Raw genomic sequence first — 12,511 nt, 5'->3', positions numbered from 1 at the left:
ATGTAAAAGACAAACCGATTTCTCAATTTCGAGAAGCCGGTTTGCCTTTTTTAAACGGTCGATTATTTACTGCTTACGCTACTTTTATCGGTAGCGAAAAAATTCATAGAAGTTGAATTTATTTGATTGCCGGAAACATAGTTAATGGTTACAATAGGAGTAGTTTGAGACTTAATATGGAAGTGGTGTCAGGAATGCAAAACGAAAAAGTTGCCTTATTTATTATTTTTGGCGGTTCCGGTGACCTTGCGCGCCGAAAGCTCTACCCCTCTTTATTCCGCCTGTACCAGAAGGGGTATTTAAAGGATCATTTCGCGGTAGTTGGTACTGCTCGGCGGCCGTGGACGAATGATTATTATCATAATATCATTAAAGAATCACTTGCTGACTTAAAACCCGATGATGCTCAGGCAACCGCATTTGCTGATCATTTCTATTATCAATCACATGATGTGACTAATACTGAACATTACGTCGTTTTACGCGATTTAGCGACAAAATTAGATCAAAAATATCAGTTAAACGGTAATCGAGTTTATTATATGGCGATGTCACCACGTTTCTTTGGTGTCATTGCGGGGCATTTAAAGTCAGAACAAATTTTGACGGATGCTGGGTTTAACCGGTTGATTATTGAAAAACCATTTGGGCATGACTTCCAATCTGCTAAGGAATTGAATAGTGAGATTAGAACCTCGTTTACTGAAGATCAAATTTATCGAATTGATCATTATTTAGGTAAAGAAATGGTTCAAAATATTTCGGCGATTCGCTTTGGTAACAACATTATCGAATCATTATGGAATAATCGTTATATCGATAACATCCAGATTACGTTAAGTGAGTCGTTAGGCGTTGAGGAAAGAGCTGGCTATTACGAAACGGCGGGTGCCATGCGGGATATGGTTCAAAATCACATTTCACAGATTGCCACGTTACTCGCAATGGAACCACCAGTATCTTTTAGTGCCGAGGACATTCGCAACGAGAAAATTAAAGTGTTACGTTCTTTGCACATTGATACGATTGAAGAAGCTAAACGCAATTTTGTCCGTGGCCAGTACGGTGCTGCCACAATTGATGGCCAACAACTTGATAATTATCGGGATGCCGCCCAAGTTGCAACTGATTCCAATACTGAAACCTTTGTGGCGGGTAAGATGGAGTTCGAAAATTTCCGTTGGAGTGGGGTTCCTTTCTTTGTTCGAACGGGTAAGCGCTTAGCACAAAAAGCAACGCGGGTAGATGTCGTTTTCAAACAGGTGCCGCAGAATATTTTCAAGGCGGCCAGCGATAATGACGAGTTGGCGCCAAATGTGCTAACCATTTACATTGAACCAACAGAAGGCTTTGGCTTACGGGCCAACGCCAAGCAAATTGGACAAGGCTACGCAACCCGGCCAGTTGATCTGGATTTCCGACATAGTGCACGGGCGACGGCCAATAGTCCTGAGGCCTATGAGCGTTTGTTATTAGATGCGCTCAATGGTGATTCGACTAACTTTACGCATTGGGATGAACTCGCACAGACTTGGCGGTTTGCGGATGTGATTGAACAGGCTTGGGCCCAAGAACCAGCGGCTGATTTTCCTAATTACGTCAGTGGTTCAATGGGACCTAAGGCGGCTGATGAGCTTTTAGCCCGGGATGGTGCTAAATGGGTGTTTGATCCAGCTAGGCCTGAAATCGAAAATTAAATATAGTTAGGTACTTGAAGTGGACCAAAAGACAATGAAGTCAGTAGTCATAACTAGGTAAGAACCATTATTTAGGCATGCTGTGTTTGTCTTTTGGTCCACGTTTATTGTTTTAAAACGTATTTTAGTTTCAAAGAAGGTGAGTGGATGGCAACTGGTGGATTATTACAAATTCCTTTGGAAAACGATACGTCACGTAAAATTATTCACGTGGACATGGATGCGTTTTACGCTTCAATTGAAGAACGGGAACACCCTGAATTCAGAAATCGGCCTTTAATTATTGCTCGTAATCCTAGTGATACTGGTGGAAAGGGCGTTGTGACAACAGCAAATTATGTTGCCCGTAAGTTCGGCGTTCACTCTGCCATGCCCGCTGCCAAGGCACTGGAACTTTGTCCTAAAGCAATTTTTAAGCGACCTGATTTCACTTTGTACCGCAGCGTTTCGGAGCAAGTTCACGAAATTTTTCACCGCTTTACGGATATTATCGAATACGTTTCTTTGGATGAGGCTTACCTTGATGTGACGGTGAACAAAATAAAGCAAAATTCGGCGGCTCAGTTGGCCAAAATGGTTCAGCAAACAATTTTTGAAGTGACACATTTAACGAGTTCAACTGGGATATCATACAATAAATTTCTGGCCAAAATGGCATCTGATTACCGTAAACCAGCTGGTTGTACGGTGATTATGCCGGAACAGGCCTTAACGTTTTTAGGCGATCTACCAATTGAAAAATTTCACGGTGTCGGTAAAAAGACGGTACCTAAATTAAACGAGATGGCAATTTATACCGGTCGTGATTTGCAACAAATACCGGAGATGCAGTTAATTCAACGCTTCGGTAAAATGGGTTTTCAACTTTACCGCCACGCTCACGGGGTAGATACACGGCCGGTGGAGTATCAGCGAGAGCGCAAGTCAATTGGTAAAGAAGAAACATTTGGCAATCCCCTTGGTGCTGAGGATCAGGTGACCACGGAATTACATGGCTTGGCGCGCAAAGTGGCTGCTAATCTAGTAAAGTTACAAAAACACGGCAAAACTGTTGTGCTGAAGGTGCGCAATCGTAACTTTGAGACAACTACCAAACGCTTAACAAGTAGTGATTATGTTTTGGATGAAGCGGCAATTTATGCTGATGCGCAGCAGTTGTGGGATGAGATTGGTGATTTAAGTGAAGGGGTTCGTTTGCTTGGAATTACCGTGACTAATTTAGATCCCATTGGTTTTGAAGAATTACGCTTGCCACTCTTTCGCTGATTTTGTGTTTTTAGCGTAAAACCAGTATACTTTAGGCAGTTAACTATCGGAAAGTTAGTGAAAGGAGAAGTCACGTCAATGAAATTTAATTGGTACGGGCAGTTATCTTCAAAATTTAAAATAGCAGCGCAACCGAGCTCATTGATTGCAATTGTTGTTGCCAACTGGCAGGTAACCACGCAAATTGGTCTAACTGGGCCAGCAATTCTTACCAACTTTTTTTTAAGGATGAGACGGGCTTCACAACTACTTACGCAACGAACAACTAGCAACACTGATTTAATCAGTGTTGTTCGGCCAGTTATGGTGTAGCGCGATGGCACATAAACGTGAACAAGTGATTCTTTTTATTGAAAAGTTGGCCGTTGGCAAAAAAGTTTCCGTTCGTGGTTTATCCCATCAGCTGGGGCTAAGCGAGGGAACTGTTTATCAGGGAATCAAAGAGGCCGAAGAGCGTGGATTAGTCGCAACAATTCCGCGAGTTGGCACGATTCGCATTAATCATACAATCCAAACAATGCAAGACACACTAACTTATCAGGCACTGTTACAAATTATTAATGGCCAGGTTTTGGCTGGCGAGCAAGGTTTAACCAAAGTATTGCATCACTTTTTGATTGGTGCAATGACGGCCGATCGAATGTTACCTTATTTAACGGCAAACGCACTGGTTATTGTGGGTAACCGTGAGGATGTTCAGCAGACGGCGTTGCACAATGGTGCCGCCGTGCTGGTTACTGGCGGTTTGGCAGTATCACCGGCAATTGTTGATTTGGCCAACCGACAGGAATTGCCAATTCTTTCCACTAAGTTTGACACTTATACCGTTGCGACCATGATCAATCGTGCTCTGGCGGATCAAAAAATTAAACACAAGATTGCTACCGTTGCGGATATTTATACTGCACTGGAACACACCCGCTATTTATACAGTCGCCAAACCGTTGTTGACTATAAGCGTTTAAATCGGGTTTCAACGCACGCACGTTTTCCAGTCATTACCCAAACAAACCAATTGGTAGGCATTGTTGCCGGCAAGGATATTTTTGATAAGGCTGGTAGTTTAACGCTGGATAAAGTAATGACGAAGGCACCAGTAACTGTGAGTTTAACGACTAGTTTGGCCAGTGTTCGGCACATGATGGTTTATGATGGCTATGAGTTACTACCCGTTGTGGATGCTCAGTTGCATCTTTTAGGCATTATTAGTCGGCAAGACGTTATGGCTAAGATGGATGAGCGAAAAGAAAAGGCCGCGGGCACTTATTTTGATCAAGTGACGAGTTCGTTAACAGCACAACAAGGCGGTGCGGCTTACCACACAACGGTTTTACCCCAGATGACTAATCAAATTGGGACAATTTCCTTTGGTGTTCTCAGTGAATTGGTGGCTTCTGCGTGTCAGCGTCATTTACATTATAAAATAGACCGTGCTTCAACAATTGATCAAGTGAGTTTACATTATTTACGACTTATTCAGTTAGACGCACGTTTAACAATTGTTCCGTTGATAATGGAGGCAGGGCGGCACTCTGCTAAAATTGACGTTAATATCCAACAAAACAATCAACTGGTAGCAAAGGCAATCGTTACCTGCCAGCTATTAGAGAATCCTAAGTGAGGTATAAAATGAAACAAGTACAAAAAGCAATTATTGAAAAAATTCAGGCGTATGGTACGATTATTATTCACCGTCACCAAAGTCCTGATCCAGATGCACTTGGATCTCAAGTTGGACTTGCCAAAATTATTCAAGCAACTTATCCGCAGAAAAGGGTTTATGTTGTGGGCGAGGCCAGTGAAGGATTGACCTGGATGGCACAAATGGACACAGTCGCCACGGAGCAGTATACTGGCGCTTTGGTGATCGTAACCGATACTGCAAATACACCACGAATTAGCGACGAGCGGTACGCGAAAGGTGCTGACCTAATTAAGATTGATCATCATCCTAATGATGAACCGTATGGTGATCCAATGTGGGTCGAACCCGAAGCTTCCAGCAGTTCAGAATTAATTTATGATTTAGCCGCCGCTGGAAAAATGACGGTCCCAACTGATGCTGCACGGCTACTTTATACTGGCATTGTGGGCGATACTGGTCGGTTTATGTATTCGGCGACAACAGCGCACACTTTTGAAGTGGCTGCGGCGTTAATTAAACATGATTTTGACTTTACGTTAGTTAACCAAAATTTAGATACAATGTCGGCTGAACAGGCTCGTTTATCGGCCTACGTCTTAGAAAACTTAATTATTTTGCCAAGTGGGGCGGCTCACATTACTTTGAGCCAGGAATTATTAAAACGTTTGGGATTAAGTGTTGCCCAAACGTCATCCATTGTGTCTTTACCTGGTAAAATTGCGGCAGTTTCCGCTTGGGTTATTTTTGTTGAACAAGCCCCGGAAAATTACCGGGTCCATTTCCGTTCTAAAGGTCCAATTATCAATGAATTAGCTAAAGCCCATCATGGTGGTGGCCACCCACTTGCTAGTGGTGCGCGTGCCCAGGGAAAAGCTGAAACAAAGGAGATTGTGACGGCCTTAGACCGAATCGTCAGTCACCAATAATGAAAGAGGTTTTTATGAGTAAACAATTTACAGATTTTAAATTGCAACCCTATATTATAGCGGCATTGCAGGCAATTCATTTTAAAGAAGCAACGCCAATTCAAGAACGTTTAATCCCAGTGATTGCGTCTGGCAAAAGTGTTGTCGGCCAATCACAAACCGGGAGCGGTAAAACGCACGCTTTTTTGGTACCAATTTTTAATGCACTAGATCCAACCAATCAAGATGTTCAGGCAGTTATTACGACACCTAGTCGAGAACTGGCGGAACAAATTTTTCAGGCCGCTGAACAGATTGCAAAATTTAGTCCACGGCCAATTCGAATTCATAATTATGTTGGTGGAACCGATAAGAAGCGTCAAATTGAGAAATTGCACCACCAGCAACCGCAAATTGTGATCGGCACCCCTGGACGAATCCGAGATTTAATTGATAGTGAGGCGTTGAAGAGCTATACCGCAACAACTTTTGTCGTCGATGAAGCAGATATGACGTTAGATATGGGCTTTTTAAATGACGTTGATAAAATTGCGGCAACGTTCCCGGATAACCTACAAATGCTAGTTTTCTCGGCAACTATTCCCCAAAAGTTACAACCGTTTTTGAAGAAATATTTGAACGCGCCTGTTATTGAAGAAATTCCGGCAACCACGGTGATCAGTCCAACGATTAATAATTGGCTTGTATCTACACAAGGTAAGAGTAAGAACGAACTAATTTATCATTTATTAACGGCCATCAATCCATATTTGGCGCTGGTTTTTGCCAACACCAAGCATAATGTTGACGATATTGCGGCCTATTTAACCAAACGTGGGTTAAAAGTTGCTAAAATTTCTGGTGATTTAAGTCCCCGTGATCGTAAAAAGACCATGCGGCAAATCCAGAACCTTGACTTTCAATACGTTGTGGCAACTGATTTAGCCTCACGGGGAATTGATATTCCTGGTATTTCTCACGTTATTAACGCTGAGATTCCGGATGATTTAGATTTCTTTATTCACCGTGTTGGGAGAACCGGCCGAAATGGGCTATCAGGAATTGCGATGACCTTGTATGAGCCAGGGCAGGAACATTTGGTAACAGAAATTGAGAAATTAGGAATTGAGTTTGAACCTAAACAGGTTAAAAACGGCGAGATTGTTGACACTTATGACCGTAATCGGCGGGCAAAACGTGAAAAAACTAAGCCAGCATTAGATACACGACTCGTTGGTTTGGCAAAGAAAGAAAAGAAAAAGCACAAACCAGGTTACAAGAAACGAATTCGTAAGGCCATTCAAAAGGATGAATGGTTTAAGCGGCGGGTACGTCATCAAAAAGAAGCGCGCGATGAACGTACTAAACGCAAAAATGAACATTAATCAGGATTTAAAATAGCGTAAACGATAGTATTTTTCACGCACGTTTATTCGGGATGATGATCGCCTTCAGTGCCCTTTTGGTGCCGAAGTTGACAGTTGTGTCGTTAAATTCTATAATAATTTCAGAAAATAAATGACAGGATATCTTTTAAATAAACGTTTCTACAGGAAGGTAAAATTAACTGAAAATTTACCACTAACGTTGTTTAATTGGCTCCCTGGTGAGATTTCGCGACTCGGCGTTATGAGTTTAAGAGGGAACGATTAACATCGTTGCAATCAAGGTGGTACCGCGCAAAAGCGTCCTTGAAGTTGCAGGGGTGTTTTTTATTTGCGCTAAGTAAGAGAGGATGAATTGAATTGAAGCAGTTAAGTAGTAGTCAGATTCGGCAAATGTACCTGGACTTTTTTAAAGAAAAGGGCCACACCGTTGAACCGTCAGCGTCACTAGTACCAGTGGATGATCCAACGTTACTTTGGATTAATTCAGGTGTTGCGACAATGAAAAAGTATTTTGATGGCCGAGTAGTGCCAGAAAATCCCCGGTTGACCTCATCACAAAAAAGTATTCGAACTAATGATATTGAAAATGTTGGTAAAACGGCGCGCCACCAAACACTGTTTGAGATGCTAGGCAATTTTTCCGTCGGTGATTACTTTAAAAAAGAAGCAATTCCGTGGGCCTGGGAATTTTTAACCAGTCCTAAATGGATGGCGTTTGACCCGAATAAATTGTACATTACTGTTTATCCGGAAGATAAATTGGCCAAGCAAATCTGGGAAGAAACGGGCGTTAAACCAGATCATATTATTGAAGATGAAGATAACTTCTGGGATATTGGCGAAGGTCCAAGTGGTCCTGATTCAGAAATCTTTTACGATCGTGGTCAAGAATTTAATAACGTTGCTACTGATGATCCAGAAAACTATCCTGGTGGCGAAAATGAACGCTACCTTGAAGTTTGGAATATTGTATTTTCTGAATTTAATCATAAACCTGACGGTAGCTATGAGCCACTACCACATAAAAACATTGATACTGGAATGGGCCTAGAACGCTTGGTTTCTGTTGTTCAGGGTGCTAAAACTAACTTTGAGACGGATTTATTTTTACCAATTATCCACGCAACTGAAAAAATGAGCAACGCTAAAGTTTACGGTAAGGATGAACAAGATGATGTTTCCTTTAAAGTTATTGCTGATCATTCCCGGGCGGTAACCTTTGCCATCGGTGATGGTGCATTGCCTTCAAATGAAGGTCGGGGTTATGTGTTACGGCGCCTAATTCGCCGGGCAACGGTTCACGGTAAAAAATTAGGAATTAACGAACCATTCTTGTATAAATTGGTCCCAGTTGTTGGCAAGATTATGGAAAGCTATTATCCTGAAGTTTTGCAGCAGAGTGATTACATTGCCAAGATCATAAAGTCAGAGGAAGATCGGTTTAATAATACATTGACTGATGGTCTGAAATTATTGGATAAGGAAATTACGGCGGCAAAAGAACAACAACCAGCTCTTTTATCTGGTGCGGCAGCCTTTAAATTATTTGATACTTATGGCTTTCCCTTTGATTTAACAAAAGAATACGCCGGTGATGAAGGTTTGTCAGTTGATGAGGCTGGCTTTAACGCCGAAATGAAGAAGCAAAAAGAGCGTGCTCGAGCTGCTCGTAGTCAAGATAACGGTATGGGTGTGCAGAGTGGCCTGTTGTTAGACGTTAAAACAACGAGTAAGTTTATTGGTTGGGATCATTTAAGTAAGGATCAGGCAACTTTAGCGGTTATTGTGGCCAATGATCAGATTGTTGATCAGGTAACAACTGGTACGGCCGAGCTTATTTTTGATGAGACACCATTTTACGCCGAAATGGGCGGCCAAGTTGCTGATCAAGGTGTGATTTCGAATGAAGCTGGGCAAACAGTTGCCGTGGTCACTGATGTGCAGCACGCGCCAAACGGCCAAAATTTGCATACTGTTGATGTTAAGGCACCTTTGAAAAAGGGTGAACACTATCAATTAAAGGTTGACCCGGATTTTCGGCGTAAAGTTTCGCTGAACCATACGGCAACTCATCTGTTGGATCAAGCATTGCGGGACGTGTTAGGCGAACACGTACGACAGGCCGGCTCACTCGTTGAACCAGATTATTTACGCTTTGATTTCACTCATTCTGGTCAAACAACGGCCGCAGAGTTGGCGCAAATTGAACAAATTATCAACGAGAAAATTTGGGCGGCACTACCTATTTCTTGGGTAGTTACGGATATTGAATCGGCTAAAAAATTAGGCGCTATTGCGCTCTTTACTGAAAAGTACGGCAAGGAAGTTCGTGTTGTTTCAATTGGCGATTACTCAAAAGAATTTGATGGCGGAACTCACGCTAAGAATACAGCAGAATTGGGTCTATTTAAGATTACGGGTGAAACGGGAACTGGTGCCGGTATTCGACGAATTGAGGCCGTGACGTCTAAGGCTGCCTACAACTTTTTAAATGAGCGCGAACAATGGCTGCAACAAGCGGCAACTGACCTAAAGACAACGCAATTAAAGACGGTACCCACAAAGGTTGTTCAACTGCAGGAACAATTACGGGATGCTAATAAACAGATCGAAAGTTTACAGGCCAAGTCAGCACAACAGCAGGCTTCAGACGTTTTCAAAAACGTTCAAGAGATTAACGGAACCAGTATCATTGCTGAACAAGTCAAGGTAGCCGATATGAAACAACTACGCCAATTGGCGGATGATTGGAAACAAAAGGCGGCTTCAGATGTTCTTGTGTTAGGAACAGTTATCGGAGCCAAAGTGAATTTAATTGCGGCAGTTAGCCCAGCTGGTATTAAGGCTGGATTAAAGGCCGGCGATTTAATTAAGGCCATTGCACCAAAAGTTGGCGGTGGCGGTGGTGGCCGTCCTGATATGGCCCAGGCTGGTGGTAAGAATCCAGCTGGGCTGCAGGATGCGCTAAAGGCAAGTACGGAATTTTTACAAGGATAATCGTTTTTTTGAATTAAATTAGTGGACTGAAAAATTTATTATGGTGTAAAGTTAAAGTGCGTTTAAAAAAGGGTTCCGGACCTTTGCAAACACGTTTACACCAGATTAGTCGTGAAAATATACTAATCAAGGTATTTTCCAAACACGGCCTAAGATTAGCCAATAAAATTAATTATGAATCTGACGGTGTACTAATTATGACGTTCTTCATTTGGGCGCTTTTATGCCAATTTAATGTCATTTCGATTACGAATGCTGTAACAAAAGCAAATTAAATTGTTTCCTAGCTGAGTTTCTAGTAGAATGTAGCATGGAATAGATGATAGTGAAAAGGGTGGGGTGTTAGTTATGAGTTCATTGGATAAAACGGTTAGTTTTGATTTTGGCCACGAACAACCAAAGAATGTTAAACAGACATTAGAGACGGTTTACAAAGCATTGGACGAAAAGGGATATAACCCGATTAACCAGATTGTTGGTTATTTACTGTCAGGTGATCCGGCCTATATTCCGCGGTATAACGACGCCCGGAATTTAATTCGTAAACACGAACGCGACGAAATTATTGAAGAATTGGTTCGTAGTTATCTAAAGAAAGAGGCTAATTAATGCGCTATATGGGGTTAGATGTTGGTTCGCGAACCGTGGGTGTGGCCGTCAGCGATCTATTAGGCTGGACCGCCCAAGGAGTTGAAATTATTCGCATCAACGAAGATGAGGGTGAATTTGGGATAGAGCGGCTTAAAGAATTAGTTAGGCAGTACGATGTAACTAATTTTGTAGTTGGTTTACCTAAAAACATGAATAATTCAATTGGTCCACGGGCCAAGGCCTCTGAAGCATACGGTGAACTTTTAAAAACAACTTTTGGGTTGCCGGTTTCTTTTATTGATGAACGGTTAACAACTGTTGAAGCTGAACGAATGTTGATCGATCAGGCGAACACATCGCGTAAAAAGCGTAAAAAAGTAATTGATAAGCTTGCTGCTGTCATGATCTTACAGAATTTTTTAGACCGCGAAGCAATCCAAAAAAACCAATTATAGAAAGAGGTGCCCGGATGGCAAACGAACAAACTCCGAAAAATGAAGATGAACGTCAGATTACGTTAGTTGATGAAAATGGTAACGAGGAGCTTTATGAAATCCTGTTCACATTTGATTCAGATGATTTTGAAAAATCGTACGTTTTACTTTATCCGGCAGGAACTGCAGAAGGCGACGATGTTGACATTCAGGCGTTTTCTTTTAAATCAAATGATAAGGGTGATCCTGCTGAAGGGGATCTTTACCCCATTGAATCCGATAAGGAATGGGACATGGTTGAGGAAGTACTCAATACTTTCTTAGCTGATGATGATAATGACGAAGATTAGTGAGTGGTTGCAAAACCGATAAAAGTTTTAAAGATACACTAAAAGTCTTTTATGCAATAATTTAATTATGAACAGATAGTTCAATCGTTAACTTTATGTGTGCTAATTTAACTAACAGTCAGTTAAAAGCTTAAATTTCCTTAAAACTAGTTATTTAAGGTTAGTCAGCTTTAAAACTGACTGTTTATTTCGTTAATTTCATGCTAAAATTAATCACGTTGAATTTTACAAAAGCAGGTAGCGCGGGATATGCGCTACTGTTGAATTAATTATTTTAATTAATCGGCTTTTGTTCACGGAGGAGGGCCAATCAGTGGCTGAAAATAAGCGGCGTTTTAAAGTCGTTATCGGTGGTAAGTCGTATATTATTATCGGTGACGCAACAGACGCACATATGCAGACTGTTGCTAAGCTAGTTAATAACCAGTTAGGGCAAATTAAGGATGTTGCGGCTGATTTAAGTGATGAACAAGCGGCCGTCTTGCTTGCAATTAACACGGTTTCAGGGCAGCTTAAATTGCAAGCACAAATTGATGCCTTAAAGGACCGGTTAAATAATCGGTCGAAGAATGATTAAAGCTAGAGATTAAGAGGAAACTAATGTTAACAATACTTATTTTATTGCTGCTACTCTACGCATACTACGCTGGGCGCCGGCGTGGATTAATGTTGCAGCTTGTTTATACAGCAGGTTATCTAATCAGTTTTATCTTTGCGCGCCTACTTTATCGATCAATTGCGCCAAAGCTAACGTTATGGGTTCCTTACCAATCGGCCGATCTGTCAAGCCGATTTGCTTTCTTTAGTCAAAAAACTGGTTTAAAATTAGATAATGCCTTTTATGCGGCCTGTGCCTTCATGCTAGTTTTAGTGATTGGTTGGGTCATCGTGCGTTTTGTGGGCGTATTAGTTAGTCAATTAACTTTTTATCCATTAGAACAGCAAACAAGTATGATTGGTGGCGGTATTTTAAATGTGTTAACTGTCTATGTTGGCATTTTCCTGATTTTGACGTTACTTGCTTTATTACCGATTGCAGGGCTACAAACGGCGTTAGCTCATTCAATATTGGCGCGGGGGATGGTTAAGTTAACCCCTATTCCAGCAATTCACTGGTGGTTACAGGCAATTTAATTAGTTTATTATAAGTAGGACGAAGGGTAATCTGATTTTGGTGGTTTCTAGCGGTGGCTAGTTAACTGTTAATTACCTTTCGCCCTATCTTAGTGTCATTAAAG

General features: G+C 41.6%; 12 protein-coding genes. All 12 read left to right on the top strand.

What is annotated here, in order from left to right; genetic code table 11:
* The first annotated feature begins 194 nt into the window (after nt 1-194).
* Nucleotides 195-1,697, top strand: a complete 1,503-nt coding sequence (gene zwf, locus EKM98_RS09775) for a glucose-6-phosphate dehydrogenase (RefSeq protein ID WP_125982370.1) — start codon at nt 195-197, stop codon at nt 1,695-1,697.
* A gap of 147 nt (nt 1,698-1,844) precedes the next feature.
* Nucleotides 1,845-2,963: a DNA polymerase IV gene (dinB, locus tag EKM98_RS09770; RefSeq protein WP_125982369.1), complete on the top strand. Its 1,119-nt coding sequence runs from the start codon at nt 1,845-1,847 to the stop codon at nt 2,961-2,963.
* Nucleotides 2,964-3,041: 78 nt separating this feature from the next.
* A complete protein-coding gene (locus tag EKM98_RS09765; protein WP_125982367.1) occupies nt 3,042-3,275 on the top strand; it encodes a hypothetical protein in 234 nt (77 codons plus the stop codon).
* A gap of 4 nt (nt 3,276-3,279) precedes the next feature.
* Nucleotides 3,280-4,584: a DRTGG domain-containing protein gene (locus EKM98_RS09760; RefSeq protein WP_125982365.1), complete on the top strand. Its 1,305-nt coding sequence runs from the start codon at nt 3,280-3,282 to the stop codon at nt 4,582-4,584.
* 8 nt (nt 4,585-4,592) lie between these two features.
* Entirely contained in the window at nt 4,593-5,534 is a 942-nt protein-coding gene (locus EKM98_RS09755) for a DHH family phosphoesterase (RefSeq protein WP_125982364.1), read from the top strand.
* Nucleotides 5,535-5,548: 14 nt separating this feature from the next.
* A complete protein-coding gene (locus EKM98_RS09750) occupies nt 5,549-6,898 on the top strand; it encodes a DEAD/DEAH box helicase (RefSeq protein ID WP_125982362.1) in 1,350 nt (449 codons plus the stop codon).
* A 360-nt stretch (nt 6,899-7,258) separates the two neighbouring features.
* Complete coding sequence (gene alaS, locus EKM98_RS09745) at nt 7,259-9,898, top strand: alanine--tRNA ligase (protein WP_125982360.1); 2,640 nt, start codon at nt 7,259-7,261, stop codon at nt 9,896-9,898.
* Between the two features lie 348 nt (nt 9,899-10,246).
* Entirely contained in the window at nt 10,247-10,507 is a 261-nt protein-coding gene (locus EKM98_RS09740) for an IreB family regulatory phosphoprotein (protein WP_068223359.1), read from the top strand.
* Nucleotides 10,507-10,944, top strand: coding sequence for a Holliday junction resolvase RuvX (gene ruvX / locus EKM98_RS09735; protein ID WP_125982359.1), 438 nt, complete (start codon nt 10,507-10,509; stop codon nt 10,942-10,944). The genes EKM98_RS09740 and ruvX overlap by 1 nt, the downstream gene beginning before the upstream one ends.
* A 14-nt stretch (nt 10,945-10,958) precedes the next feature.
* On the top strand, nt 10,959-11,273 hold the full coding sequence (locus tag EKM98_RS09730) for a DUF1292 domain-containing protein (RefSeq protein WP_068223365.1): 315 nt from the start codon (nt 10,959-10,961) through the stop codon (nt 11,271-11,273).
* Between the two features lie 313 nt (nt 11,274-11,586).
* Nucleotides 11,587-11,850: a cell division protein ZapA gene (locus tag EKM98_RS09725; RefSeq protein ID WP_125982357.1), complete on the top strand. Its 264-nt coding sequence runs from the start codon at nt 11,587-11,589 to the stop codon at nt 11,848-11,850.
* Between the two features lie 23 nt (nt 11,851-11,873).
* Nucleotides 11,874-12,407: a CvpA family protein gene (locus EKM98_RS09720; RefSeq protein WP_125982355.1), complete on the top strand. Its 534-nt coding sequence runs from the start codon at nt 11,874-11,876 to the stop codon at nt 12,405-12,407.
* Nucleotides 12,408-12,511 lie beyond the last annotated feature (104 nt).

It is taken from the genome of Loigolactobacillus iwatensis (genome assembly GCF_003950295.1).
Lineage (GTDB): Bacteria > Bacillota > Bacilli > Lactobacillales > Lactobacillaceae > Loigolactobacillus > Loigolactobacillus iwatensis.
This window is presented reverse-complemented; position numbering and strand designations above follow the sequence as displayed.

Bases quoted from the DNA above. Each gene is read 5' to 3' on its own strand.
- EKM98_RS09720 (WP_125982355.1), top strand. From the start codon at position 11,874: ATGTTAACAATACTTATTTTATTGCTGCTACTCTACGCATACTACGCT.
- EKM98_RS09740 (WP_068223359.1), top strand. From the start codon at position 10,247: ATGAGTTCATTGGATAAAACGGTTAGTTTTGATTTTGGCCACGAACAA.
- EKM98_RS09730 (WP_068223365.1), top strand. From the start codon at position 10,959: ATGGCAAACGAACAAACTCCGAAAAATGAAGATGAACGTCAGATTACG.
- zwf (WP_125982370.1), top strand. From the start codon at position 195: ATGCAAAACGAAAAAGTTGCCTTATTTATTATTTTTGGCGGTTCCGGT.
- EKM98_RS09750 (WP_125982362.1), top strand. From the start codon at position 5,549: ATGAGTAAACAATTTACAGATTTTAAATTGCAACCCTATATTATAGCG.
- EKM98_RS09765 (WP_125982367.1), top strand. From the start codon at position 3,042: ATGAAATTTAATTGGTACGGGCAGTTATCTTCAAAATTTAAAATAGCA.
- dinB (WP_125982369.1), top strand. From the start codon at position 1,845: ATGGCAACTGGTGGATTATTACAAATTCCTTTGGAAAACGATACGTCA.
- EKM98_RS09755 (WP_125982364.1), top strand. From the start codon at position 4,593: ATGAAACAAGTACAAAAAGCAATTATTGAAAAAATTCAGGCGTATGGT.
- ruvX (WP_125982359.1), top strand. From the start codon at position 10,507: ATGCGCTATATGGGGTTAGATGTTGGTTCGCGAACCGTGGGTGTGGCC.
- EKM98_RS09760 (WP_125982365.1), top strand. From the start codon at position 3,280: ATGGCACATAAACGTGAACAAGTGATTCTTTTTATTGAAAAGTTGGCC.